21 protein-coding genes and 1 pseudogene are annotated in these 26,189 nt (G+C 70.9%); 16 read left to right on the forward strand and 6 right to left on the reverse strand.

Going from position 1 to position 26,189, the window contains the following annotated elements; genetic code table 11:
* The first annotated feature begins 99 nt into the window (after positions 1-99).
* Together I8J32_RS03295 and I8J32_RS03300 are read left to right on the forward strand one after the other, a co-directional pair.
* Positions 100-1,566, forward strand: coding sequence for an amidohydrolase (locus tag I8J32_RS03295; RefSeq protein ID WP_200615583.1), 1,467 nt, complete (start codon positions 100-102; stop codon positions 1,564-1,566).
* On the forward strand, positions 1,563-2,900 hold the full coding sequence (locus I8J32_RS03300; RefSeq protein WP_407060984.1) for an amidohydrolase family protein: 1,338 nt from the start codon (positions 1,563-1,565) through the stop codon (positions 2,898-2,900). The genes I8J32_RS03295 and I8J32_RS03300 overlap by 4 nt, the downstream gene beginning before the upstream one ends.
* Before the next feature lie 135 nt (positions 2,901-3,035).
* On the opposite strand, the gene I8J32_RS03305 is transcribed toward I8J32_RS03300, so the two are convergent.
* Positions 3,036-4,763, reverse strand: a complete 1,728-nt coding sequence (locus I8J32_RS03305; RefSeq protein WP_207526755.1) for a sensor domain-containing diguanylate cyclase — start codon at positions 4,761-4,763, stop codon at positions 3,036-3,038.
* A 110-nt stretch (positions 4,764-4,873) separates the two neighbouring features.
* Between I8J32_RS03305 and I8J32_RS03310 the strand changes: the two genes are divergently transcribed.
* The 4 genes and pseudogenes from I8J32_RS03310 to I8J32_RS03325 all read left to right on the forward strand — a co-directional run bounded on the left by I8J32_RS03310 (position 4,874) and on the right by I8J32_RS03325 (position 7,475).
* Positions 4,874-5,269, forward strand: coding sequence for a DUF1761 domain-containing protein (locus I8J32_RS03310; RefSeq protein WP_200615195.1), 396 nt, complete (start codon positions 4,874-4,876; stop codon positions 5,267-5,269).
* A 55-nt stretch (positions 5,270-5,324) separates the two neighbouring features.
* Positions 5,325-5,948 (forward strand): 2-hydroxychromene-2-carboxylate isomerase, encoded by a 624-nt coding sequence (locus tag I8J32_RS03315; protein ID WP_200615192.1) that lies wholly within the window; start codon positions 5,325-5,327, stop codon positions 5,946-5,948.
* Positions 5,949-6,085: 137 nt separating this feature from the next.
* Positions 6,086-7,035, forward strand: a pseudogene (locus tag I8J32_RS03320) (DegV family protein).
* A gap of 95 nt (positions 7,036-7,130) precedes the next feature.
* A complete protein-coding gene (locus I8J32_RS03325; protein WP_200615188.1) occupies positions 7,131-7,475 on the forward strand; it encodes a hypothetical protein in 345 nt (114 codons plus the stop codon).
* A 78-nt stretch (positions 7,476-7,553) separates the two neighbouring features.
* On the opposite strand, the gene I8J32_RS03330 is transcribed toward I8J32_RS03325, so the two are convergent.
* Positions 7,554-8,183 (reverse strand): helix-turn-helix transcriptional regulator, encoded by a 630-nt coding sequence (locus I8J32_RS03330; protein ID WP_200615187.1) that lies wholly within the window; start codon positions 8,181-8,183, stop codon positions 7,554-7,556.
* Positions 8,184-8,390: 207 nt separating this feature from the next.
* Here I8J32_RS03330 and I8J32_RS03335 point away from each other — a divergent pair, with 207 nt between their 5' ends.
* The gene (locus tag I8J32_RS03335) at positions 8,391-10,265 is read left to right on the forward strand and encodes a hypothetical protein (protein WP_200615186.1); all 1,875 of its coding nucleotides are present in this window, start codon (positions 8,391-8,393) and stop codon (positions 10,263-10,265) included.
* 472 nt (positions 10,266-10,737) lie between these two features.
* A complete protein-coding gene (locus tag I8J32_RS03340) occupies positions 10,738-10,878 on the forward strand; it encodes a hypothetical protein (RefSeq protein WP_207526756.1) in 141 nt (46 codons plus the stop codon).
* Here the strand turns inward: I8J32_RS03340 and I8J32_RS03345 are convergent.
* Positions 10,871-12,535, reverse strand: coding sequence for an NEW3 domain-containing protein (locus I8J32_RS03345; protein WP_200615185.1), 1,665 nt, complete (start codon positions 12,533-12,535; stop codon positions 10,871-10,873). The genes I8J32_RS03340 and I8J32_RS03345 overlap by 8 nt on opposite strands.
* 413 nt (positions 12,536-12,948) lie before the next feature.
* Here I8J32_RS03345 and I8J32_RS03350 point away from each other — a divergent pair, with 413 nt between their 5' ends.
* Together I8J32_RS03350 and I8J32_RS03355 are read left to right on the forward strand one after the other, a co-directional pair.
* Positions 12,949-13,569: a Dph6-related ATP pyrophosphatase gene (locus tag I8J32_RS03350; RefSeq protein ID WP_207526873.1), complete on the forward strand. Its 621-nt coding sequence runs from the start codon at positions 12,949-12,951 to the stop codon at positions 13,567-13,569.
* Between the two features lie 125 nt (positions 13,570-13,694).
* The gene (locus tag I8J32_RS03355) at positions 13,695-14,450 is read left to right on the forward strand and encodes a tetratricopeptide repeat protein (protein ID WP_200615183.1); all 756 of its coding nucleotides are present in this window, start codon (positions 13,695-13,697) and stop codon (positions 14,448-14,450) included.
* Here the strand turns inward: I8J32_RS03355 and ppc are convergent.
* Positions 14,447-17,200, reverse strand: a complete 2,754-nt coding sequence (ppc, locus tag I8J32_RS03360) for a phosphoenolpyruvate carboxylase (protein ID WP_200615182.1) — start codon at positions 17,198-17,200, stop codon at positions 14,447-14,449. The genes I8J32_RS03355 and ppc overlap by 4 nt on opposite strands.
* A gap of 147 nt (positions 17,201-17,347) precedes the next feature.
* Positions 17,348-18,727: a glutamate--cysteine ligase gene (locus I8J32_RS03365; RefSeq protein ID WP_200615180.1), complete on the reverse strand. Its 1,380-nt coding sequence runs from the start codon at positions 18,725-18,727 to the stop codon at positions 17,348-17,350.
* A 114-nt stretch (positions 18,728-18,841) separates the two neighbouring features.
* Between I8J32_RS03365 and I8J32_RS03370 the strand changes: the two genes are divergently transcribed.
* Positions 18,842-20,506 (forward strand): peptide ABC transporter substrate-binding protein, encoded by a 1,665-nt coding sequence (locus tag I8J32_RS03370; protein WP_200615179.1) that lies wholly within the window; start codon positions 18,842-18,844, stop codon positions 20,504-20,506.
* A complete protein-coding gene (locus I8J32_RS03375) occupies positions 20,503-21,435 on the forward strand; it encodes an ABC transporter permease subunit (protein ID WP_200615178.1) in 933 nt (310 codons plus the stop codon). The genes I8J32_RS03370 and I8J32_RS03375 overlap by 4 nt, the downstream gene beginning before the upstream one ends.
* A 55-nt stretch (positions 21,436-21,490) precedes the next feature.
* Here the strand turns inward: I8J32_RS03375 and yihA are convergent, their stop codons facing one another.
* Complete coding sequence (yihA, locus tag I8J32_RS03380; RefSeq protein ID WP_200615177.1) at positions 21,491-22,117, reverse strand: ribosome biogenesis GTP-binding protein YihA/YsxC; 627 nt, start codon at positions 22,115-22,117, stop codon at positions 21,491-21,493.
* Positions 22,118-22,515: 398 nt separating this feature from the next.
* Between yihA and I8J32_RS03385 the strand changes: the two genes are divergently transcribed.
* From I8J32_RS03385 to I8J32_RS03400, 4 genes are all read left to right on the forward strand, one after another.
* Positions 22,516-23,304: a c-type cytochrome gene (locus tag I8J32_RS03385; protein WP_200615176.1), complete on the forward strand. Its 789-nt coding sequence runs from the start codon at positions 22,516-22,518 to the stop codon at positions 23,302-23,304.
* A 172-nt stretch (positions 23,305-23,476) separates the two neighbouring features.
* Positions 23,477-24,154, forward strand: a complete 678-nt coding sequence (locus I8J32_RS03390) for a thiol:disulfide interchange protein DsbA/DsbL (protein WP_200615175.1) — start codon at positions 23,477-23,479, stop codon at positions 24,152-24,154.
* A 158-nt stretch (positions 24,155-24,312) separates the two neighbouring features.
* Positions 24,313-25,110 (forward strand): thiol:disulfide interchange protein DsbA/DsbL, encoded by a 798-nt coding sequence (locus I8J32_RS03395; RefSeq protein WP_200615174.1) that lies wholly within the window; start codon positions 24,313-24,315, stop codon positions 25,108-25,110.
* 68 nt (positions 25,111-25,178) lie between these two features.
* Entirely contained in the window at positions 25,179-25,916 is a 738-nt protein-coding gene (locus I8J32_RS03400) for an endonuclease/exonuclease/phosphatase family protein (RefSeq protein ID WP_200615580.1), read from the forward strand.
* Positions 25,917-26,189 lie beyond the last annotated feature (273 nt).

Consider the following 26,189-nt stretch of genomic DNA (forward strand, 5'->3'; position numbering starts at 1 on the left):
CGCCCGTCGCCCGTGACCGTCGCCCTGCTTCCCCCGCCCTGCCCCAGCGGCTACCGTCGGACGGTTCATTCCGCATCCATCCCGGGGAAAACCATGTCCATGAGACCCGTCTGGGCCGGCGCCGCGCTGACCCTGCTGGTCGGTGCGGCGCAGGCCGCGCCGCCCGATTCCACGCCGCCGCAGCCGTCCGCCGCCTCGACGCCGTCGCGCTTCGTGCAGGACCCGTATCCGAGCACCTACCGGCGCATCGCCGCACCGCCCGTGCTGATCCAGCACGCCACCGTGCTCACCGGCACCGGCCTGCGGCTGGACGATGCCGACGTGCTGATGCGCGAGGGCCGCGTCGTGGCCGTCGGCACCGCGCTGGACGTACCCGCCGACGCGACCCGGGTCGACGGCACGGGCAAGTGGGTCACCCCCGGCATCATCGACGTGCACTCGCACCTGGGCGTGTATCCGAGCCCGGGCATGAGCGCCCACAGCGACGGCAACGAGGCCACCTCGCCGGTCACCGCCAACGTCTGGGCCGAGCACTCGGTGTGGCCCCAGGACCCGGGCTTCAGCACGGCGCTGGCCGGTGGCATTACCTCGCTGCAGGTCCTGCCCGGCAGCGCCAACCTGATCGGCGGCCGCGGCGTCACCCTGAAGAACGTCCCGGCCACCACCTATCAGGCGATGAAATTCCCCGGCGCGCCCTGGGGCCTGAAGATGGCCTGCGGCGAGAACCCCAAGCGCGTGTACGGCCAGAAGGGCGGCCCGGGCACGAGGATGGCGAACGTGGCCGGCTACCGCGCGGCCTTCATCGACGCCAGCGAATACCTGCGCAAGAGCACGCCGAAGAAGGCCGCCGCGAAGAAGCGCAGCTGGTGGCAGTTCGGCAAGGGCAGCAGCAACGGCGAGGCCGACAGCGAGAAGGACACCGGCGGCAAGCGTGACCTCAAGCTGGACACGCTGGCCGGCGCGATCAACGGCGACATCCAGGTGCACATCCACTGCTACCGCGCCGACGAGATGGCCACGATGCTCGACCTCGCCAAGGAGTTCGGGTTCAAGATCGCCGCGTTCCACCACGGGGTGGAGGCCTACAAGCTGGCCGACCGCCTGGCCGCTGAAGGCGTGTGCGGCGCGCTGTGGGCCGACTGGTGGGGCTTCAAGATGGAAGCCTTCGACGGCATCCAGGAGAACATCGCCCTGGTCGACCGCCCGGCGGGCAGCTGCGCGATCGTCCACTCCGATTCGGAGGAAGGCATCCAGCGCCTCAACCAGGAGGCGGCCAAGGTGATCGGACATGCGCGCCTGGCCGGCATGGAGATCGCCCCCGAACGCGCGATCACCTGGCTGACGCGCAACGCCGCCAAGGCGCTGGGCGTGCTCGACCAGACAGGCACGCTGGAGGCCGGCAAGATGGCCGACGTCGTGCTGTGGAACGGCAACCCCTTCAGCGTGTACGCCAAGGCCGAGCAGGTCTACATCGATGGCGCGCGCATCTTCGACCGCGCCGATCCCCAGCGGCAGCCGGAGTCCGACTTCATGCTGGGCCAGGGCGTGAGCGGAGGTGTGCGATGAGCGCGCGGAACATGACGACCACGACGATGAAGGCGCTCGCCGCCGCGGTGATGCTGTGCGTGGGCGGCGTCGCCGCGGCGCAGGGCCTGCCGTCGGGCACCGTGCTGATCCGCAATGCCACCGTGCACACCGCAGGCGCGCAGGGCACGCTGCACAACGCCGACGTGCTGGTCAGCGGCGGCGTGATCCGCGCCGTCGGCACCGGCCTGCCGGCCACGCCGGACGCGCAGGTGGTCGACGCGAAGGGCGCGCCGCTGACGCCGACGCTGTTCGGCGGCATCACCGAGACCGGGCTGGAGGAAGTCTCCGGCGAAAAGGCGACGGTGGACGCGTCGTTGGGCCTGGGCGCGGCGACCAAGGAAATGTCGGTGCGGCCGGAGTTCGACGTCACCCTGGCCTACAACCCCGACTCCGTGCTGTTGCCGGTCTCGCGGGTGGAGGGCATCGGCTGGACGCTGCTGGGCGCCAACACCACCGAAGGCGGCTCGATCATCGGCGGCCTGGGCGGCGTCGTGCGGCTGGACGGCAGCCCCGATCCGGTCGGCGCCCGCGTGCTGTTCGTCAGCCTGGGCAGCCGCGCCGCCGCGCTCACCGGCAGTTCCCGCGCCGCGCAGTGGATGCTGCTGGACCAGCTGATCGACGAGGTGCGCGGCCGCATCTCGCCCGACTCGCACGCCGCCCTGCTCACGCCGGCCGGACGCGCGACGCTGGCGCGCTACATCGGTGGCGGCGGGCGGGTGATGGTCAACGTGCAGCGCGCGGCCGACATCCGCCAGCTGCTGCGCTGGTCGGCGCGCCACAACGTGCGCGTGGCCATCGCCGGCGGAGCCGAGGCCTGGATGCTCGCGCCGGAGCTGGCGCGGGCCAAGGTGCCGGTGTTCGTCGATCCGCTGGCCAACCTGCCGGCGAGCTTCGATGAGATCCACTCGACGATGGAGAACGCCGCGCGCCTGAAGGCCGGCGGGGTGGACGTGAGCTTCGCGCAGGGCGGCGACGCATCGCACAACGCGCGCAAGGTGCGCCAGCTGGCCGGCAACGCGGTGGCCAACGGGCTGCCCTGGGAAGACGGCCTGGCCGGGCTCACCCGGGTGCCCGCGCAGGCGCTGGGCGTCGGTGACCGCATGGGCACGATCGCGCCGGGCAAGCGGGCCGACCTGGTGCTGTGGAGCGGCGACCCGCTCGAGGTCAGCTCCGTGGCCCTGCAGGTGTGGCTGGACGGGCGCGCGATCCCGATGCGCAGCCGCCAGACCGAGCTGCGCGACCGCTACCTGCGCGCCACCACGCCGGCCGAGGCCGGTGGCATGCCGCGCGCGTACCCGGCGCAGGACCGTTGACGGCCTGACGAAGGCACGGCATCGCGGCCCGTCCCCGACGGGTCGCGATGCATTCGGATTCGACCGACAAGCCGCTTCGCCTGCGCCCGCGCATGCGTCGGGCAATCGCCGCACAGTCGCCCGCCGCGGGTAGGGCTACCCGCGCGCCGAATCGAGCACGACCACCCGGTTGCGGCCTTCGTGCTTGGCCTGGTACATGGCCTCGTCCGCGCGCTGCACCAGCGACCCGGCGCCGTCGCCCACGCCGCTTTCGACCACGCCGACGCTGAGCGTGAGCCCGACCGGCGCCTTGCGCACGCGCGCGCAGGCCACCTCCACCAGTTCACGGATGCGCTCGGCCAGGTCGCGTGCATGGCGGCGGCTGTAACCGGGCATCAGCAGCAGGAATTCTTCGCCGCCCAGCCGGCCCAGCTTCTGGTCGGGCTGCATCTCCTCCCGGATCGCCTCGGTGACCGCGCACAGGCAGGCATCGCCGATGGCATGGCCGTGGGTGTCGTTGATGCGCTTGAAGTGGTCCAGGTCCAGGAACAGCACCGACAACGGCACGCCCTCGCGGCGGCATTCGGCGATGGCGTGCTCCAGGCGCCGCATCATCCCGGCGCGGTTGAGCACGCCGGTGAGGGCGTCGTGTTCGGCGTCCTGCTTGGCCGCGTCGCGTTCGCGGCGGAACGTGAGCATGCGGTAGGCCAGGCCCAGCACCAGCACCACGGCGGCGAAGGCCTGCATCAGCGGCAGGCCGTATTCCAGCCACGGACTGAGCGGCTGGCCGGACACCAGCTGCAGCGCGCGCGCAGTGGAGACCACCACCAGCGGCACCCAGGCGATCAGCACCAGGCCCGCGTGGCGGCCGCCCCGACGCCAGGCGGTGAACAGCGAGACGATCGCCAGCAGGTTGGCCAGCAGCAGCAGCGCGTTGCCGATCGGCGGGAACCAGCGCTTGTCGGCCGGCCACGGCGACAGCAGCACCAGCAGCAGCACGGCCGGCACCAGCGCGCCGACCACCCACAGCACGCGGCTCAGCCAGGGCGTGCGCGGGCGCAGTTCGGCCAGTTCGATCAGGAAGTACACCGAGACGATGGTGGAGGCGGTCGCCACGCACCACACCCCGACCACGCCAAAGCGCCCCAGCCAGGCCAGCGGCGCGATCGCATAGACCTCGCCATAGGCCATCAGGATGTACAGCGACTGCAGCAGCATGGTGGCGGCGAACAGCAGGTACACCCGCTCGCGCAGCAGTGTCCAGAACAGCAGCGTCACCAGCGAGACGCCCAGGAGGATGCCCATGCTCAGCCACAGCACTCGCACGTGGCCGTGGTCCTCCACGCTATAGGCGTGCGGCGTGCGCAGGGCGACCTGCAGCGGATAGCGGGCGTCCACAACACCGATGTAGACCGGGCCAGCCGCGCTGCCGGGCACGGCGAAGGCCAGCGCCCGCCGCGAGTGCCCGGCATCCAGGCCGGGATCGAAGATGGACGCGCGCTGCGGCCGGTAGTCCGGCGGGACCAGGACGGTCAGGCGGGCGCTGTAGGGGTGGTAGACCAGCAGCAGGCGATCGACGTCGCCGCTGCGTAGCGGATGCACGCGCCACCAGCCGCGACCCGCCTGCGCGCCGGCCAGCTGGTGCGGCTGCTGCGACGGGATCCACGCACTGCTGGCCAGCTTCGGCATCTGGCTGGCGGGCGTGTCCAGCGCGGAGGCCTCCATCCGGTCGATGCCCAGGATGCCGTTGACGCCAGTGTCGTGATCGAAGGCGCCGGCGGGCCCAGGCAGCAGGCCCAGCAGGCCGCACAGGCAGAACAGCCCGATCAGCCCCAGGAGCAGGCCCGGTCGCGCGTTGACGGATACCCGCTTCCCCGCCGCCATCATCCTCCCCTGTGAGGAATGACTCCTTCCGCAGTGTCGGTGCCGGTCGCCAACACCGCAACCCCCTCCGGGACGTATGCTCGCTCCCGGAATCCACAGGGGAGCACTCCATGTCGTTCGACGTCAACTGGCTGGCCGTCGTGGCCGCCGCCGTGTCCGCCTTCATGCTCGGCGGTATCTGGTACGGCCCGCTGTTCAAGAACGTCTGGTGCCGCGAGGCGGGCGTGGACCCGCAGGGCAAGCCGGGCCATCCCGGGCGCGTCTTCGGCAGCGCCTTCGTACTGGCACTGATCGCCGCAGTGGCCTTCGCCCTGCTGCTCGGCCCGTCGCCCTCGCTGCACCTGGGGCTGCACCACGGTGTGCTGGTCGGCTTCGCCTTCGTGGCCACCAGCTTCGGCATCAACTACGCCTTCGCCCAGCGCAGCCTCAAGCTGTGGCTGATCGATGGCGGCTACCACGTGCTGCAGTTCACCCTCTACGGCCTGATCCTGGGCCTGTGGCACTGAGCCGCGCCGGACACGCCCGAGCGACGGCACCACCCTGGACACATCCGGTCACGCCATGAACGCGCTGCGCTGGTACTTCGACTTCATCTCGCCCTTCGCCTATCTGCACTGGCAGAAGCTGCGCGCACTGGAGGGCACGCTGGACATCGAGCCGGTGCCCGTCGTGTTCGGCGCCGTGCTGGCTGCGCATGCCCACAAGGGGCCGGCCGAGATACCGGGCAAGCGCGAGTTCACCTACCGGCACGTGCTGTGGCAGGCGCAGCGGCAAGGCGTGACGCTGCACTTCCCGCCCGCGCACCCCTTCAACCCGCTGGCCGCGCTGCGACTGTGCGTGGCGGCCGGCAGCCGGCCGGAGGCCGTCACCGCGATCTTCGACTGGATCTGGGGCCAGGGCCGCGCCGGCGACGACGCCCAGGCCCTGGCGCCCGTGGCCGACGCCCTGGGCGTGGGTGCGGCCGCCCTGGCCTCACCGCAGGTCAAGGACGCGCTGCGCGCCAACACCGACGCCGCGCTGGCGGCCGGCGTGTTCGGTGTGCCGACGTTGGCGGTAGCGGGGGAACTGTTCTGGGGCAATGACGCCCACGAGTTCGCGCTGGCGGTGCTGGCGCAGCCGGAGCTGCTGCAGACGCCGGAAATGCAGCGGGTCAGCCGCCTGCCCCAGGCGGTCCGGCGCATCTGATCACGCCTGGTTGACCTTCGCCGTGGAAGCTGGCCGCAGCTGGCCGATCCCCGGCAGAAACTGTGGCAGGGGTCGGTGATGGCCGCCCGGGCGTATCCTGTCGCCCACTTACGTATCCCGCACCGGGTGGAGGGCCCATGCGCATCGGTCTCGTAGTCGACTCGCCATGCGACCTCCCGGAGGACTACCTCCGGGCCCATAACGTCTCCATCCTGCCCACCACGGTCCGCATGGGCGCGGCGGTGATGGCCGACTACCGCAATCCCGAAGCTTCGCTGCAGTTCGTGCAGACGCACCTGGCCGAACGCGGCTGGGAGGCCGAGAGCAGTCCGTTCTCGGTCGAGCAGATCCGCGAGCTCTTCCTGACCCGGCTGGTCATCGACTACGACTACGTCTTCTGCCTGACGATCACCAAGACGCGCAGCCAGATCTTCGACAACGCGCAGCAGGCCAGCTTCGCGATCCTCAACGAATACAAGGCGCCACGCGCGGCGGCTGGCAACACCCTCGCCGTTCGCGCTGCGCGTGATCGACACCCAGAACCTGTTCGCCGCGCAGGGCGTGATGGCGGTCGAGGCCATCCGCCTGCGCGAGGCCGGCGAAGGCACCGCGAAGATCCGCGCGCGCCTGGAGTTCCTGGCGATGCACACGCAGGGCTTCCTGATCCCGCGCGACCTCAACTACATGCGCGAACGCACCCGCATCCGCGGCGACCGCAGCGTGAGCTTCCTGGCCGCCAAGCTCGGCACGGCCTTCGACATCAAGCCGATCCTGCACTGCAACCGCGGGGAGACCGGCCCGGTGGGCAAGGTCAAGGAGTTTCGACGCCGCCGCGCAGAAGCTGTTCGACCACGCGGTGCGCCGCGTCGAGGCGCGCGAACTGCTGACGCCGACGATGTGCATCAGCTACGGCGGCGAACTCGACGAGCTGCATGCCCTGCCCGGCTATGCCGCCCTGCGCCAGGCCTGCGCGGCGAACAACATCCAGATGTTCGAGACGGTGATGGCGCTGACCAGCATGGTCAACATCGGCAAGGGCGGACTGGCGCTGGGCTACGCGGCGGAGACCGGCCGGATCGAACTGTAGTAGCCGCGCGCGGCGACCGGCGCGACGCCGCGCGCTTCACGTGCATGCCATGCGCGCGGCCCTATCCTGCGCCTACCCCGAATGGATGCAGTCCCATGCCGACCCGCTACTACCTGAGCCTGCGTGACCCCGAACGCGCGCGTGGCAGCGATCCCAGCCTGGCCTTCAGCGCGCACGGCGCGGACGAATTCGCCGCGCAGCTGCAGGACGCGCTGCGCACCACGGCCCTGTTCGAACGCTGGCGCGCCAAGCAGGACGATCCCGACGCGGTCGACCCCGCGCTGGGCGCCACCGATCCGCAGACCACCGTCACCGGCGCGCAGGACGACCTGCACGTGGACCTGGTGGTCACCTCATCCATTCCGGGTAGTGTGCTCAAGCACCGCCTGCGCCTGCTGGCGGGCAGCGGCTGGGAACTGAGCGACGTGACCTCGGCCTGAGGCGGGGATCGCCCCGGGCGCGGCGCGTACGCAACCGGACCGCGCACGCCTGGACCCGGATCACCGGGCTCCAGGCGCCTAGATCCGGATCACCTCATCGGCGCCGTTGGTGTGCGCTTCGGGGCGGTGCAGGGCCAGCAGGGCCACGCGTCCGCTGATGCCTTCGCGCTCGAACACCTGGTGCAGGTGGCTCTTTACCGTCTCCGGACTGATGCCCAGCCGGCGGCCGATCTGCTTGTTGCTCATGCCCATCGCCGCCCAGTGCACGATTTCGCGCTGCCGGTCGGTGAGGTGCGAGAGGTTGTCGACCGGCGCCGGCGCGCGGCGTTCGGCGGCCAGGGCCCGTGCCAGCAGCGCGCTGTCCACGGCGAAAAGCCCGGTTTCCACGGCGCGCAGCGCGCGCAGGATCACTTCCGGGGCGGCGTTCTTGTCCAGGCATCCCGAACCGGCCAGCCGCGCGCAATGGCGCAGCGCCGACACATCCGGCTGCGTGTAGAAGTAGATGCGCGCCGATTGCTGCGCGTCGCCCCGCAGGTGCTGGCAGCGGATGTCGTCGCCGTCGAGCAGCCATATCGCCCTTCCGGGCCGGGCGCCTTCCATGGCCTGCGCGGACAGTACGCCGCGCCAGTCGAACTCGCCCCGCTGCACCAGCACGCGTTGCAGATGGGAAGCCCAGCGACGGTCACGACCGAACGCGAGAACGGGCAAGCCTGCCATGAGGGAACCCCCGTCTGCGCGCTGAGGAACGCACATTCGTACAGGCATCAACGCGGCGTGTATGAATTGTCGGCCATCGACGCTTCGTCACCCGTGCGGGCGATTCACTGAGCACCGCAGTCAGGCAGAAGCTCAAGCGGCCGCGACAGCCGCCCCGCTTGCCGTGCGCACCCTCCCCCACCCGCCTGGAGCGCCGTCATGGCCTTCTTTTCCCGATCAAAATGGCCTGCGGCAACGCTGGGCCTGACCCTAGGTGCCGTACTCGGCGCTACGGGCCTGCTGTCTACCGCACTTGCGGTACATGATCCCGCCGATCCGTTCGAACTCGACGGCGACCCGACGCAGACCACCGCCGACGACGACTGGAACAACGTCTTCAACCTGTCCACGCCTTTCCCGACCCCGCGGGGAACGCCGAGCGCCGGTGGCGGTGAAACCTTCGTTCCCGATCCGGCCAACCTGCCCGGCGGCAAGGAAACCACCGCGTGGAAGGGCAGCAACAAGGACATCGACCTGATCAATACCTGGGAGTACGAGTCCTCCAAGGTCACGCCCGACAAGGACAACATCACCAACGCCTACGCCAAGGCCTACCCGGTCGAGGGCTTCCCCGGCGGCGACCTGCCTGGCCATCCAGCCGTCGCGCACTCCCACCTGATCATCTACTTCGGCGCGGACCGCTTCGCCAACAACGGCGACGCCGCGCTGGGTTTCTGGTTCTTCAAGGGCGATGTCGGCCTGGATGACAACAACCAGTTCTCCGGCGAACACCAGGTCGGCGACGTGCTGGTGCAGGTGGACTTCGTGTCCGGCGGCCGCAGCAGCGAGATCCAGATTTTCACCTGGGTCGGCAGCGGTGGCGACTTCGGTGCGCTGGAGGAAATCCTGCCACCGACCTCGGCCAACGGCTTCACTGTCTGCGACGCCAACGACCGCGCCTGCGCCACGACCAACAACGCAGCCACGGCTTCGCCCTGGGCGTACACGCCCAAGTCCGGTGTCTCGGGCACCTTCCCGGCCGAGAGCTTCTTCGAGGCCGGCATCGACGTCACCGCGCTGGTGGGGCAGGTCTGCTTCTCCAGCTTCATGGCCGAGACCCGCAGCTCGCACTCGGAGACCGCGGAGTTGAAGGACTTCGCGCTGGGTGATTTCGACCTGTGCTCGATCAACGTCGAGAAGGTCTGCTTCAGCGACGCCGGCGCCACCAGCCCGGTGTTCAACCCGACCGCCGAGACCTACACCACCAAGCACACCGTCACCATCACCAACGATGGCTTCGGGCCGATCAACGACGTGGCGCTGCGCGACAACGCGGTGACCTCGACCAAGGTCTGCTCGATCCGGTCGATCACCGGTGGCGGCACCGGCATGACCACGGTACCCATGGGTGGCATCCTGTTCGCCAACAACACCTCCTTCCAGGCGATTGCGTCCGGGTTGCCCGCGGGCAATTCGATCACCGTGAACCTGGTCTGCGTCACCGACGACAACCCGTTCGTCAACTCGGTGACCGCGAGGTCCTCCGCCTCCGCAGGCGGCACGGCTGACGTGACCGATACCGACGTGGAGAGTTCGCTCGTGCCGGGCGACGGCCTGGCCGGCTGCACCAAGGAGCTGTTCGCCGGGCTGAAACTGCTGAAGTTCTGCCAGGGTGATCCGGGCGCAGCGCCCGATCCGAACACGCAGTACCAGGCAGGCGACCTGTCGGTCGTGCTCAACGCGGCCACCGGCTACAAGCCGCGCGTATGCGTCGACATCGCACTGTCCAACACCACCAGCAGCCAGAAGATGGTCGTCGACACGTTCAGCGACTCCGACCTGGGCAACCTGATGCCGACGGGTGGCATCACCCTGGAGCCGATGGGCACCACGGGCGACACGTACTACCTGTCGCGGTGCTATGACCCGGTTGCCCCGGATGGCAACGCCACCAACCCGGCCCTCGCCCAGTACACCGACGAGGTCAGCGCGACCGGCCACGGCAAGACCCAGGCGATTCCCGCCACGGCCACGCCGAAGACCGCCACGTGCAAGCTGTGCCCGACCTGCCCCAACTGCCCACCCAGTGGCTGACACGCAACCGCAGGTCGTGAAGTACCGCCGCGTCATCGTCCCCGCACGGTGGCGCGGCCACCTCGCCCTCGCGCAGCACTTCCCCCGTTCCGCTGCGTGATGGCAGGGGCGGTGCGGTCGCAAGACCGCACCGTCCTCCCGCGTCGCGCCGCGCCGCGGGCAACCTGCAGCGGCAGTGGAACTCAAACGCGCCGCAGCGCGCCGCGTAAGCCAGAACAACCTCTGAGCCCTCACCGTCCCCGGACGAAGAGTCCCGGGCGCGCAGCGCTTACCCGGGCTCGTGCACGGCGTCACTGCAGGTGGCGATCCTCCGAATAAAAAAGGCCCGGACATGCGCACATGTCCGGGCCCTCGCTTGCGGTACCGCCGAAAGCCGCATCGCCTCTTCCCTGGAGACCGGATGCCGCGGGGGCCGAGCCCGTATCGCTGCCTCTTCCGGTCACCAGGCGATGCGGCCTGGTCGACTCGAACGATGGTGGCTCCGCCCCTGCCGGACACCACGATCGCGTTCCCCCGTGTCGAACCTTTCGACGGCACCGGCTTTACGCGGTGCCTGCCTGGAGTGCTGTATCAGCCAGGCCTGATGCTGGATGCCTGCGCCGCCGTCACTTGACGGCGAAGGCGGTGCTTGTGGTCGCGGTCGCGCCGTTACCGGTGGCGTCGGCGCGCAGGCCGTAGTTGCCGGCGGCGGACTTGCCCTTGGCCAGCCGGTAGGTGGCGCGGGCGTAGCCGTCGCTGCCGCTGACGGCCATGATCACGACCGGGCTGCCGGCGGGCAGGCTCACCGTGAACTTCACGCTGGCCGCATTCAACGCCACGCCGGCGCTGGTGATGCGCGCGCTCATGTACACCGTCTCGCCGCGCAGATAGTTGAGCTTGTCCGTGCCGAGGGTCTGGCTGAGCGCGCCGCCCGTTGCGGCGACCGAATACGTGGCCGACGCGCTGGCGGTATGCAGGCTGCCCGCGGGGCTGCCCGTGCCGACACCGACGGCATAGCTGCCGGCCGCGGCGGACGCGGGCGAGGTCACGCCCAGCGTCGCGGTGCCGGTGGCGCCCGGGCTCAGCGTCAGGCTGCTGCCGGACAGCGCGCCGGTCCAGCCGGTGGGCAGCGTGCGGGCGAGGTTGAAGGTGGTCGCGGCGCAGGCGGCGCTGTCGTGGTTGGCGACGCTGATCGTGTACTGCGCGGTGCTGCCGGCGGCCATCGCCGTGGTCGGCCCGGACAGGCTGACCGAGGGTGCCGCACGCGTGCAGGTCGGCGCCGGCGCCGTGCCACCCATCTTCACTTCCACGACCGCGCCGGCGGCGCTGGCCGACTTCAGCGTGAGCGTGATGCCGTTGGCATCGGTCCAGCTGCGGCCGGCCATCAGCGCGGCGTCGCGCGTATCGGCGTAGGTGGACGAGGCGTCGCTGTTGGGCGTCATGTCCAGCAGGACGCTGTTGGCGCCGTCCAGGTGCACCAGCACGCCCTGCGCGAGGTTGCCCAGGCTGGCCAGCGTCGCGTCGAAGCCGGTCGGCTGGCGATATTCGATGTAGTAGTAGCCGGGCTGGCCGGTGGCCGCATCGATGCCGCGCGGGACCTTCAGCACCTTCAGGCCGGCGGTGCCGGTCTCGAAGGGGGTCAGCGTGTACGTGCCGGTGGTGGACACCGTGGCGACGCGCGCGGCGTCCAGCCAGCCCATGCGGTCCTTGTGCACCGCGCTGAAATGGTTGACGTAGCCGCTGCCCATCGTGTCGGCGAGGTCGCCGTAGCTGTTGCTCGTGCAGGCGGGGCCGAGCACCGCGCCACCGCACTCGGTGGTGCCCGAATGCAGCAGGCCGAAGTTGTGGCCCAGTTCGTGGGTGATCAGCTGCGCGTTGAATTCGTTGGCCGTGGCGAACATGCGCGACGGCAGCGCGGTGCCGGAGTTCGCGCCGCCGTCCATGCAGGCCTTGCGCGGCATGAGGTAGATCAGGCGCGAGTACTGCGCCAGGTTGATCCCGGCCGCGGCGGCCATCCTGTCGGCTTCCTGCGCGAAGCGGTTGTTGTCGCAAAGCGACTCGCTCAGCGGCAGGGTGAACCAGCCCAGTGTATCGCCGGACAGGAACGTCTTGCCGTAGGAGTTCTCCCAGTAGAAATCGCTCACGGTGCCGAACACCATCGCGTGGGCGGCGGCGGGCGTGATCGGCTGGGTGGGCAGGTCCTGGAAGTTGACCAGCACGACGGCGGTCTTCTGCTCGCCCGTCGTGGCGGCGTGGGCCGCGTTGGGCAGCCACGGGGAAACCAGGAGCAAAGCGGTGGCGCAGAGCCCGCCAAGGCGGACTGTCGGGGAGAACGGCATGATTCGCTAACCTCGAGTGGACCGCCCCCGGCCTCCTGGCCGGTGCCGCGGACCTGGGCCCGTGGCGGGGCAGGTACTCGCGACTGCGATCGCAGTGGATTCGCCGAAGCATCCCTTCGTCGACCATCGCCGCGCCCTCCCCCGAAGACGCTGCGACGGGCGCATCCTCGCGATCACCGCGCTACCGAACCGGGACCGCCGCCACAGTTCGGCATCCGCATGGGGGACGGCATCGCCATGCGTGCCACGGGTCACAGTTCGGCACGCGCCCCGCCCCGGGTAAGCTTTGTCAATGAACCCATTTCCCGCCGGTCGTACGCCGATCCTCGTGTCCCTGGAGCGGCGGCAAGGACGCGGCCTGGACGCTGCACACGCTGCGACAGGACCCGCGCTGGCAGGTCGTCGGCCTGCTCACCACCGTCACCGACGGCTATGAACGCATCGCCATGCACGGCATCCGCCGCGAGATCCTGCTCGCCCAGGCGCGGGCCGCGGGGCTGCCGGTGCTCGAAGCACGCATCCCGCAGGCCTGCGACAACGACACCTACACCGCGTCCTTCGCCGCCGCGCTGGCGCAGGCCGCGCAACGCTGGCCGGGCTTGTCGACGATCGCGTTCGGCGACCTGTTCCTGGCCGACGTGCGCGCCTGGCGCCAGGCCCTGTGCGCCGGCCTGGGCTGGGACATCCAGACGCCGCTGTTCGGCGCCGACACCACGCAACTGGCCGCGGCGATGATCACCGGCGGCCTGCGCGCGCGGCTGTGCTGCGTGGATACCCAGCAGCTGGACGCGGACTTCTGCGGGCGGGAATTCGACGCCGCGCTGCTGCGCGACCTGCCCGCCGGGGTCGATCCCTGCGGCGAGAACGGCGAGTTCCACACCTGCGTGCACGCCGGGCCGATGTTCGACCGCGCGCTGGCGCTGGTGCCCGGAGAACGCGTGCTGCGCGAAGCGCGCTTCGAGTACGTCGAGCTCAGCCTGGGCTGACACTGCCGCGTTCAGTTTCCCGCGCGGCGCGCGGCGTGGCCGCCCCCCGCCTTCCCCGGTAGACTTCGCGCGCCGCGTGAGCACTCCCGCGGTGTCCAACCGCAAGGCTCCAGGGGGAGTTCCACATGCCGTTTCTGGGAATTGGCCTGCACATGGCCATCGCGCTCTATTTCGCCACCCATGCCATCCGCAGCGGGCAGGAGCGCTACTGGCTGATGATCCTGTTCGCGTTCCCCGGCCTGGGCAGCCTGGTATACGCACTCACGATCTGGCTGCCGTCGATGCGCCACAGCCGCCAGGGGCGGCAGGTGGTGCAGGGCGTGCGCAAGGTGCTGGACCCGATGCGCGAGCTGCGCCTGGCGCAGGACGATTTCGACGGCGCCGCGACCACCGGCCACCGCCTGCGGCTGGCCGATGCGCTGATCGACGCCGGCCGCGCCTCCGAGGCTGTCGTCCATTACCAGGAATCCCTGCGTGGCATCCACGCGCAGGACCCGGACATCCAGGTGCGCCTGGCGCGCGCCCTGCTGGAATCCGGCCACGCGACCGCCGCGCGCGAACTGCTGGACGAGGTGATCGCGCGCCGGCCGGATTACCGCTCGCAGGAAGGACACGTCACCTACGCGCGTGCCGCCGCCGCGGAAGGCAACCGCGCCAAGGCGCGTGAGGAATTCGACGCCCTGCTGGAATACGCCAACGGCTTCGACGCGCACGCGTACTACGCGCCCCTGCTGGTGACCTGGGGCGACCAGGCGCGCGCGCTGGCGGTGTGCGAACAGGTACTGGCGCGGGTCAAGCGCATGCCGGGCTATGCCCGCGGCCTGCACAAGGCGGAGATCGCGCAGCTGCGCAAGCTGCACGCGGAGCTCACCCGCGCCTAGCCCGTGTTCTGGATGCCGGCGGCGATGCCGTTGATGGTGGCGATCAGCGCCTGCAGCAACGCGTCGTCCTCGCGCCCGCCGGCGCGCCAGCGCGCCAGCAGGTCGACCTGCAGCACGCTGATCGGATCGACGTAGGGGTTGCGCAGGCGGATCGACTGCCGCAGGCGGGGGTCATCGGCCAGCAGCTCGCGGCGGCCCTTGATCGCGAAGACCGCTTCGCGCGTGCCTTCGAACTCGGCCGTGATCCCCGGATGGAAGCGCGCGTGCAGCGCGCCGGCCAGCTGCGAGTAGTGGGCGAAGATCCCCAGGTCCGACTTGGCCAGCACCATCTCCACGTCGTCGACCAGCGTGCTGAAGAACGGCCAGTCGCGCGCCATCTCCGCCAGCGCCTCGACGCCGTGCCGCTGCAGGCCGTGCGCCAGCGCGGTGCCCACGCCGTACCAGGCGGTGAGCCCGGACCGGTTCTGCGCCCAGGCGAACACCCACGGAATCGCGCGCAGCGTGCCGATGCCAGGCGCGCCTTCGCCGCCGACCGCCGCCGCGGCGCGCTTGCTCGGGCGCGAACCGATGCGCAGCCGCTCGATCACGTCGATCGGCGTGGCGCTGCGGAAATAGTCGGGGAAGCCTGCCGCTTCGTGCACCAGCGCGCGATAGTGGCTGCGCGAATGGTCGGACAGTTCCGCGGCGATGGCGCGCCAGCTTTCCTCGCGCGGCTCGGCGCGACGCGGCCGCAGCGTGGCATGCAGCACCGCGGCGGTGGTCTGCTCCAGGTTGCGCAGCGCGATGGCGCGGATGCCGTACTTGCGGTGGATCACCTCGCCCTGCTCGGTCAGGCGCAGGGTGCCGTCGACGGAACCGCGTGGCGCGGCATCGATGGCGCGCGCAGTCTTGCCACCACCACGGCTCACCGAGCCGCCACGGCCGTGGAAGAACGCGATGTGCACGCCGCTGTCCTGCGCCAGCCTCGTCAGCGCCACCTGGGTCTGCTGCAGCGACCACCGCGAGGCGAGCAGGCCCCCGTCCTTCGCGCTGTCGGAATAGCCCAGCATGACGACCTGGCGATCGCCGCGGCGGGACAGGTGCGCTCGGTAATGCGGGTCGGCGAACAGTGCGCGCAACGTGTCGGCCGCGGCGTCCAGGTCGTCGATGGTTTCGAACAGGGGTGCGATGTCCAGCGGCACCGCGCCGTCCTCAAGGCACCCGGCCACGCGCGCCAGGGCAAGCACCGCCAGCGCGTCGGCGGCGCTGCGGGTCATGCTGATGATGTACGGGCCGAATGCGTGCGCCCCGTAACGCGGACGCAGTTCGGCGACCGCGGCGAAGACGTCGAGCGTCGCGCGCGCGGCGGCGCCGTCCATCACCGCCGACGGGTCTTCCAGCAGGCCATGCAGGCGTGCCGTGCGCGTGGCGACGTCGCGCGCCGCCCAGCCGGCGTCGCCGAGCAGGGCGGCGAGGGCGGCGTCGTGGGTGGCCGAGTCCTGGCGCAGGTCCAGGCTGGCCAAGTGGAAGCCGAAGCAGGCCGCGCGGCGACGCAGACGGCGTACGGCAAAACCACCCGCGTGCTCGCCCCGATGCGCCTGCAGGCTGTCCTGGATCAGCGCAAGGTCTTCCTCGAACTGCGCCGCGTCCGCGTAGCCCTCCGCGCGATCCTCCGCAGTGGCCTGCAGTCGCGCCTGCACGAGCGCGAGCAGGTTGCGGTACGGCATGTCCTCGTGGCGCGGCTTGAGCCGCGCGGCCGCCGCCGGCAACAGCTCGCGGTACCGGGCGATGCGGGCCAGCAGCGCGTCCGACACCTGCACGCGCGTGAGTGACTGCGACAGCAGTTCGGCCAGCGACGCCAGGTCGCGCCGGTAGGCGGCGAGCACCATGGACCGCTGGCCGGCCAGCGTGGCGCGCACGGTATCGGCGCCCACGTTGGGATTGCCGTCCATGTCGCCGCCCACCCAGGTGCCGAAGCGCAGCACGTCGGGCAGAGCGATTTCATCAGCGCAAGCCGCGCCGTAGTGGTCGCGCAGGGCGTCCTCGAACACTTCGAAGAACACCGGCAGCACGCGGTACAGCACTTCGGTCAGGTAGAAGCCGACGTGCTGGAATTCGTCGGCCACGCTCGGCCGCGCGGTCGCCGCTTCGCTGGTCTGCCAGCTGGTGGTCAGTGCCAGGCGGATGCGTTCGCGATCGGCGCGGCGCTCGGCCGGCGTGCGGCCGCGGTCGATGTCGGCCACCAGGCAGGTGACGATCTCGCGTTCCTTCTTCAGCAGCGCGCGCCGCACCGCTTCGGTCGGATGCGCGGTGAACACCGGCTCGACCCGCAGCCGCGCCAGCAGCGCCTGCAGTTCGTCCGCGCCCACGCCCTGGCCCGACAGCCGCTGCACGGCTTCGCGCAGGCCGCCAGGTTGCGGCGCCGCGCCCTGGCGTTCGTAGTCGCGGCGACGGCGGATGCGGTGCACGCGTTCGCCCAGGTTGACGGCCTGGAAATAGGTCGAGAACGCGCGCACCAGGTCACCGGCCAGCTCGAGCGGCACTTCGTGCAGCGCCTGCGCCAGCGCGGCCACCGGTGCGTCGGCCTCGCGTCGCGCGATGGCCGCGCGGCGCAGCTGTTCGACCTGGTCGAGGAATCCGGGCGAGCGCTGTTCGGCGAGGATCTCGCCCACCAGCGCGCCCAGCATGTTGACGTCCTCGCGCAGCAGCGCGTCGGTGGCGGCGAACTCGACCGTGCGCAGCGGCGCGGCATGGGGGGCGGGCAGGCTCATGGCCCCAGTCTAGGACGCGCGGATGACGGCCGTCAGGATGATTTCGTATGCAGCGCGCGCGACGGGAAATGAAGCACGCAATCCGGGCGCGGGGGCTGGGCAGCTCCGGGACCGGTCACCCGATCCCGACGTGGGCCGCACGCGCCGTCAGTACGCGAACTCCTCGAACACGCGGTCGATGTTGCCCTGCCAGGCGCCATGGAACAGCGCCAGCTTGCGTTCGGCCGGCGTCTCGTTGGCTTGGGCCAGTTCGATCAGCGGCTCCAGGAACCGGCTCTCGTCGGCGCCCGAGGCATTGCGGCGCGCGCGGCGCTGCAGGCCGGCGGCGGAGATCTTCAGCGCTTCCAGCGCGAGGTCGCGCACGGTGCCGCCGCGGAATGGGAGCTTGAGCGCGTGGCGTGGCACGCCGTCGCGCAGCGCGTTGCGCTCGGCCATGCTGAAGTCGCGGACCAGGTCCCAGGCGGCGTCGAGCGCGGCATCGTCGTAGAGCAGGCCCACCCAGAACGCGGGCAGCGCGCACAGCCGCCCCCAGGGCCCGCCGTCGGCGCCGCGCATCTCCAGGTATTTCTTCAGGCGCACTTCCGGGAAGGCGGTGGTCATGTGGTCCGACCAGTCGCGCATCGTCGGCCGCTCGCCGGGCAGCGCATCCAGGCGTCCGTGCATGAAATCGACGAAGGAGCGCCCCGACAGGTCGACGTAGCGGCCGTCGCGATAGGCGAAATACATCGGCACGTCGAGCAGGTAGTCGACGTAGCGCTCGAAGCCGAAGCCATCCTCGAACACGAAGTCGAGCATGCCCGTGCGGTCGGGATCGGTGTCGGTCCAGATGTGCGAACGGTAGGAGAGGTAGCCGTTGGGCTGGCCCTCCTTGAACGGCGAATCGGCGAACAGCGCCGTGGCGATGGGCTGCAGCGCCAGCGACACGCGGAACTTCTTCACCATGTCGGCTTCAGACGCGAAGTCCAGGTTGACCTGCACCGTGCAGGTGCGCGTCATCATGTCCAGGCCCAGGTCGCCGCGCTTGGGCATGTAGTCGCGCATGATTTTGTAACGCCCCTTGGGCATCCAGGGCATCTCCTCGCGCTTCCACTTGGGCTGGAAGCCCATGCCCAGGAAGCCGAGCTGCAACTCTTCGGCGACCGTCTTGACCTCGGCCAGGTGGGCGTTGGTCTCGCGGCAGGTGTCGTGGATGGTTTCCAGCGGGGCGCCTGACAGTTCCAGCTGGCCGGCCGGCTCCAGCGTGACCGAGGCGCCGTCGCGGATGAGCGCGACCGTGCGGCCGCGGCCTTCGCCCGAATGCTCCTGCACCGGCGTCCAGCCGAAGCGCGTCAGGCCGGTGAGCAGGGCCTCGATGCCGCGTTCGCCGTCGAAGGTGGGCGGGCGCAGGTCGTCCAGCCGGAAGCCGAACTTCTCGTGCTCGGTGCCGATGCGCCACTGCTCGGGAGGCTTGTTGCCGTCGGCCAGGTACTGGACCAGTTCCCGGCGATCGGTGATGGGGGATTCGGCGACGTTGCTCGGGCTCGACATGGGCCGCTCGCGGCTGGACTGCGTGGGGGAACGAGCGCGGCATCGCGCTCGGAGGCTAGGGCGATATGGGGCCGGTGGCCTACCATCGCAACGAATGAAGCATAGCCCGGCCCCATGACGCGTTTGTCCGCCTGCCTGCTGTGGCTGTGTTCCAGCGCTGCGCTTGCCCAACCGGCCCTGCCGGGCGACCTGCCGCTGGAGCGCGGCAATGGCCCGGAGCCGGCGACCCTGGACGCGCACCGCTGCCAGGAAGTGGCCTGCGGCAACGTGCTGCGCGACCTCTACGAGGGCCTGGTGACCGAGGACGCCCACGGCCGGCTGGTGCCCGGCATGGCGCAGGCATGGTCGGTTTCCGCCGATGGCCGCGTCTGGACGTTCCGCCTGCGGCCGGGCCTGCGCTGGAGCAATGGCACGCCGCTGGACGCGCCGCAGATCGTCGCCAGCTTCCGCCGCGCGTTCGCACCCGCCACCGCCGCGCCCTTCGGCGAGCTCTTCGAGGCCCTGCACAACGCGCGCGCCGTGCAGGCCGGGCAGGTGCCGCCCGCGCAACTGGGCGTGGCCGCGCCGGACACGCGCACCGTGGTGTTCACCTTCGACCGCAGCGCGCCGGTCCCGGCGCTGCTGACGCTGCCCATCGCCTTCCCGGTCTACCTGCCCGGCGTGGCGCGTTTCGGCGCGCAGCACACGCGGCCGGGCCACCTGGTCGGCAACGGGGCCTACCGGCTGGCGGCGTGGACGCCGCAGGCGAACCTGGTGGTCGCACGCAACCCGCATTTCCATGCCGCATCGACGGTGGCGATCGCGCGGGTGCGTTTCCACGTGACCGAGGACGCGTCCGCCGAGCTGCAGCGCTTCGCCGCCGGCGACCTGCACATGACCGAGGTGGTGCCGCCGCAGCCACTGACCTCGCTGCGGGCGCGTTTCGGGGACCAGTTGCGGATCGCGCCGTACCTGGGCGCATTCTGGCTGGGCCTCAACCTCACCACGCCGCCGCTGCGCGACGCGCCCGGCCTGCGCCGGGCCCTGGCGCTGGCAGTGGACCGCGACAAGCTCACCGCCCACGTCACCGGCCTGGGCGAACAGCCCGCGCACGGCATCGTGCCGCCGGGCATCGCCGGCTACGTGCCGGCGCGCACGCCGTGGTCGGCACTGGACACGCCCGCGCGGGAGGCGCTCGCGCGCCGCCTGTATCGCCAGGCAGGGTATTCGCGTCGGCATCCGCTGGTGATCGAGCTGCGCTACAACACGTCCACGCCGCACCGGCGCATGGCGCTCGCGGTCGCGGCGATGTGGCGGCAGGTGCTGGGCGTGCAGGTGCGGCTGCGCAACGAGGAGTGGAAGGTGTTCGTCGGCAACCGCAAGCAGCGCGTGATCACGCAGGTGTTCCGCGGCGGCTGGATCGGCGACGTCCCCGACGCGCGCAACTTCCTCGCCGCCTTCGGCAGCGATGGCCCGCTCAACTGGACGGGCTACGACGACGCCGGTTTCCGCGAGCGGCTGGCGCGCGCCGATGCCGCCACCTCGCCGGCCGCGCGTGACGCCTGGCTGCGCGCCGCCGAGCAGCGCCTGCTCAATGCCGACGCGGTGGTGCCCCTGTACTTCTACACCTCCAAGCACCTGGTCGCGCCGCAGGTGCAGGGCTGGCATCCCAACGCCCTGGACCGCCACGCGAGCCGCTGGTTGCGCCTGGGGTCGGCGACGCCGCCGGCCGCACGATCGGCCGCGCGATCGGCCGCATCTCCGGCCGCGCGTTCGACAACAGGCACGGCCGCACCATGAAGGCCGCGCTCAAGGTCTGGAGCGGCCGCCTGTTGGAGGCGCTGCTCACCCTGTGGCTGCTGGCGACGCTGTGTTTCGTGCTGCTGCGCGCCGCGCCCGGCGGGCCCTTCGACGCGGAGAAGGCCGCGCCGCCGGAAGTGCAGGCCGCGCTCGCGCAGCAGTACCGGCTGGACCGGCCGCTGCTGGCGCAGTACGGCGCCTGGCTGGGTGATGTCGCGCGCGGCGACCTGGGCCCCTCGTTCCAGTACCCCGACTACACCGTCAACCAGCTGGTGGCGCAGGCCCTGCCGGTGTCGGCGCTCAACGGGGGGCTGGCGCTGCTGCTGGCGCTGCTGCTGGGCATCCCGCTGGGCGTGCTGGCCGCGCTGCGCGCCGGGCGCACGCTCGACCGCGCACTGATGTTCGTCGCCGGCCTGGGCCTGGCGGTGCCCAAGTTCGTGGTCGCGCCGCTGCTGGTGCTGCTGTTCGCAGTCACCCTGCACTGGCTGCCGGCCGGCGGCTGGGGCGAATGGCGGAACCTGGTGCTGCCGGTGGTGGCGCTGGCGCTGCCCAACGTCGCCTACTGCGCACGCCTCACCCGGGCCAGCCTGCTGGAGACGCTGTCGGCCGAATACCTGCGCGCCGCACGCGCCCGCGGCTTGTCCGAAACGCGGCTGCTGTTCGCCCATGCCCTGCGGCCGGCGCTGCTGCCGGTGGCGGCGTGGCTGTCGCCGGCGCTGATCAACGTGGTCACCGGCTCGGCCGTGGTCGAGCAGGTGTTCGGCATCCCCGGCATGGGCCGCTACTTCGTGCAGGGCGCGCTCAATCGCGATTACACCCTGGTGCTGGGCGTGGTGCTGGTGGTCGGCGCGGCGATCGTGGCGATCAACGTGCTGGTGGATGCGCTGCGCGGGTGGATGGATCCGCGGCTTCGGGCGGCAACGGCGTGAAGCGCCTGTCTTCTGATGCAGTCCCGTCGCCCGTAAACGTCCGCCGACCGATGCCTTACAACTCCAGCCAGCGCGCGATCACCGCGCGCGCTTCGTCGACGCCCTGCTTGGACTCACCCGAGTAGGTCTGCACGCTCACGGTGTCGCCGAACGCGCGCGACAGTTCCATGCGCACGGCCTGCAGGGTGTTCATGGCGGCGCCGCGGCTGAGCTTGTCGGCCTTGGTCAGCAGCACGTGCGCGGGCAGCTCGCGCTGCACGGCGTAGCCGAGCATCTGCCGGTCGTAGTCCTTGAGCGGATGCCGGATGTCCATCACCACCACCAACCCCTTCAGCGCCTGGCGGGTGTTGAAGTAGCTCTGGATGAAGGCCTGCCAGTGCGCCTGCAGCTCCTGCGGCACCTTGGCGTAGCCGTAGCCCGGCAGGTCGACCAGGAACTTGGTACCCGGCTCCGGCGATCCGGGCGGCACCAGGTCGAAAAACACCAGCTGCTGGGTCCGGCCGGGCGTCTTGGAGACCCGGGCCAGCGCGTTCTGCTGGCAAATCGCGTTGAGCGCGCTCGACTTGCCGGCGTTGGAACGGCCGGCGAAGGCCACCTCATAACCGCCGTCGGCGGGGAGCTGGCGCGGGTTGTGGGCCGCCAGAAGATAGTGGGCGCGGGCGAAGGGATTGGGGGTAGCCATGTGAACAGGATCGCATGGCGCAAGGCGCATGGTGGAAAAAAGGCCCAAGGCAGAGCCCAAACGCGCCGCCGCGCGTTGCGAAGGCAAACTGAGGTGGCTTTTCCACGAATGTCCGGGCCCAAACGCGCCGCCGCGCGTTGCCAACGGGAAACCATCCCCCGCGCCCCCCGCCACGCCGGCTTCCGCCCCCCGCCCCACCACCCAAGGCGCCCGGTGCACCCGGCCTCCCCGCCCCGCCCGACCGCACCCCGGTGACGCCGGCGCGACCCCTGCCCGGTCCACCCGCGCCCCGCCCGCCACTGCTTGGTTTGACCCGCCGTCGGCCGGCAACCATAATTTCCCGGTTTCGGCGCCCGAATTCCTTAGGCGCCCTGTCAAGCAATCCCGGAGCCCAGCTCATGCGCCACGCCCGCGTCCTCGGCCTCGTCGGCCTGTCTGCCTTTGCAGCAGCCGCCGTTGCCTTCGCCCAAGCCACGGTCACCCCGGTGCCGGACAACGCACCCGTGCAGACCGCGCCGCTGGTCGAGAAGCCGGCGACCTGGGGCGACGTGAAGGCGGGCGCCACCAAGGCCGGCACCTGCGCGGCCTGCCACGGCCTGGACGGCAACCCGACCGACCCGCAATACCCGCGCCTGGCCGGCCAGAGCGAGCGCTACCTGGCCCACCAGATCGCCCTGTTCAAGAGCGGCGAGCGCAACACCGGCATGGCGGCCGTCATGAAGCCCTTCGCCGACGCGCTGACCGCGCAGGACGCCCGCGACCTGGGCGCCTACTTCGCCACCCAGAAGCCGGGCGCCGGCATCGCCGACGACATGGTCGTCAGCGCCGGCACCTACAAGGACAAGAAGTTCTTCGAGATCGGCCAGCAGCTGTTCCGCAGCGGCGACAAGGCCCGCGGCCTGCCCGCCTGCATGGCCTGCCACGGCCCCGCCGGCGCCGGCAACCCCGGTCCCGCCTACCCGGCGGTCGCCGGCCAGCAGTCGGCCTATACCCAGCGCCGCCTGGAGGAATACCGCGCCGGCACCACCACCCAGGCCAATCCGGCCCAGTTCCAGATCATGGCCTCGATCGCCGGCAAGCTCAGCGACGAGGAGATCCGCGCGCTGTCGAGCTACCTGCAGGGCCTGCACGCCCGTCCGGCCGGCGTCGCCGCGACTCCGGCCGTCGCCCCCGCTACCGGCGGCTGAACTTAAGGACGCCGTGCGCGGTCACAGGCTGCCGCACTGAGGTTCAATACGCCGACCGTGTCGCCACGGTCGGCGTTTTTGTTTGGCACGACTTGTTTTGATGCGCCGCCAATCCGCCCGCCACCCGCGCGGGGTCCGGCGAACGCCCCTCCCATGCTCCGACAGGCTTCCCATGACCGCACGAATCGCCCTGCTGCTGGCCCTGCTCCTCTCGACCGCGCTCTCCACCGCGCTCGCCCCGGTGACGGCGTACGCCGCGCCTGCCGCGCCGGCGGCCCCGGCCCTCGTCGAGGGCCAGGACTACACCGTCATCGCCGACGGCCAGCCGTATGCGCCGCTGGCGGGCAAGATCGAAGTGGCCGAGATCTTCCTCTACACCTGCCACCACTGCGCCAACTTCGACCCGATGGTGCAGGCGTGGAAGGCCAGGCTGCCCAAGGACGTGCGCTTCAGCTACGTCCCGCTGGTGTACGAAGCCGACGACGCGCTGGGCCAGGCCTACTTCGCCGCCGAGAGCATGGGCGCGCTGGGCACGACCCACGCCCGCACCTTCCAGGCGATCCACGAGGCGCACACGCTTCCCCGCAACGCCACCCTGGGCGAAGTAGCCTCCTACTACGCCGAACTCGGCCTGGACGCCGGCCGGTTCACGGCCGCCGCCGCCAGCCCCGCCGTCGCGGCGAAGATGGCGCGGGCCCGTGAGTTCGCGCTGGGCAGCGGCCTGGAAGGCACGCCGGCGCTGGTGGTGAACGGCCGTTACCTCGTCACCGGCCGGACCTTCGAGGACCAGCTGCGCATCGCCGGCCAGCTGGTCGCCCGCGAACGCGCGGCCGCCAAGCGCCGCCGCTGAGCGGCGCGCCCAACCACGCCACCCACAAGACGGCACGCACACGTCCACGGGTCCACTGTGGGCCCTATGCTTGCCGGCAGCCCGGTCGCGCCGAGCGCGACCGTCCACCGTCCGGGCGCACCACGCGCCGCCCCAGAATCCTTTCGCGGAGAAACTCCATGAGCTTGCGTGCCACCCTGCTGCTGACCCTGCTGTTGCCGCTGGCGGCCTGTAACAAGGACGCTCCGGCACCCACCGCCGAGACCGCGCCGGCCACCACGGAAGCCGCCACCCCGGCCGCTCCGGCGACCGATGCACCGGCTACCGCGGCCACCCCGGCCGCGCCTGTCGCCGAGTCGGCGGACATTCCGCCGGCCGCCAGCCCCGACGTCCCGGTCGGCCCCGCCCCGGTCGCGGGCATCGACTACGAGGAGATCGCCGGTGGCCAGCCGTTCGAGCCGGGCAGCGGCAAGATCGAAGTGGTCGAAGTCTTCAGCTACACCTGCCCCCACTGCGCCGCGTTCGAACCGCTGGTCCGCGCCTGGCGCGCCCGCCAGCCGGCCGACGTGAAGTTCACCCCGGTGGCGGGCCCGTTCGGCGGCAATCCCGAGCCTTTCGCGCGCGCCTACTACGCGGCCGAATCGCTGGGCCTGCTGGGCAAGACGCACGAGGCGATGTTCCGTGCCGTGCATCTGGACCACAAGATCGACATGCACGACGCCAACGCCGAGACCATCAGCGCCTGGTACGCCGGCTACGGCGCCGACGCCGCCCAGTTCGCCAGCACCATGGGCAGCTTCGCGGTGGACGCCAAGTTCAAGCGCGCCCTGCAGTTCATGCAGCGCAGCGCCGTCGACTCCAGCCCGAGCGTGGTGGTGGACGGCAAGTACAAGATCAAGGGCAAGACCCTGGAAGACACCCTGCGCATCGCCACGCACCTGGTGGCCCAGGAGCGCGCCGCGCGCAGCGGCGGCTGATCGCCAGGAAGCGACGGACGCCCGCGGTGGCCACGGCAGCACCCCTGACTGGCCACCGCCGGCTGCGCCTGCTGAGCGCCAACATCCAGGCCGGCTCGAGCACGCGCCGCTACAGCGACTACGCGATGCGCAGCTGGTCGCACGTGCTGCCGATGGGCAAGCGCCTGAGCCTCGACACCATCGCGCAGCTGGCCGGCGAGCACGACATCGTCGGCCTCAATGAAAGCGACCCGGGCAGCCTGCGCTCGGGTTTCACCAACCAGACCCACTACCTCGCCCAGCGCGGCGGCTTCCACTACTGGAGCCACCAGCCCAACCGGCGCGTCGGCGGCGTGGCCTCCAGTGCCAACGGGCTGCTCAGCCGCCTGGAGCCGATCGAGGTGATCGACCACGCCCTGCCCGGCCGCATCGCCGGCCGCGGCGTGCTGCTGGCCCATTTCGGCAACGACAACCGCGGCCTCACCATCGCCGTCGCGCACCTGTCGCTGGGCGCGGCCTCGCGCGCCTCGCAGCTGTCCTTCATCGCCGAACTGCTGCACGACCATCCCAACGCCGTGCTGATGGGCGATTTCAACTGCGACCTGGAACGGCCGGAAATGCAGGCGCTGTTCAAGCGCACGCGCCTGCAGCCGCCCGACAGCGTCGTCGCGACCTTCCCCAGCTGGCGACCGCAGCGCGCGATCGACCACATCCTGCTGGGCGACGGCCTGGTCCGCCACCACGCGCGCGCGATGGCCGCGGCGGCCTCCGACCACCTGGCACTGTCGCTGGAACTGGACGTGCCGGAGACGGCGCTGCGAAGGTAGGACGCAGCGCGGATGGCGGCCGTACGCGGTCGCAGGCTTGTCGGGGAACATTTCGCTTCAAGCGCCGTCGCCGGCGACCTTCCCGAGGGCCGCTTTGCCGACCCGGATACCCGGTTCGGCTTCGCGAAGCCGAAAAGGGTCTTCCCGAATGCAGATCCGGTCTTCGCGAATCCAGTTTTGGTCTTCCCGAATCCCAATCCGGTCTTCCCGAATCCCAATCCGGTCTTCCCGAAGCCTGCAGAGGACTCGCGAAGGCCAAATCCGTCTTCGGGA

The sequence above is a fragment of the Lysobacter solisilvae genome (assembly GCF_016613535.2).
Lineage (GTDB): Bacteria > Pseudomonadota > Gammaproteobacteria > Xanthomonadales > Xanthomonadaceae > Agrilutibacter > Agrilutibacter solisilvae.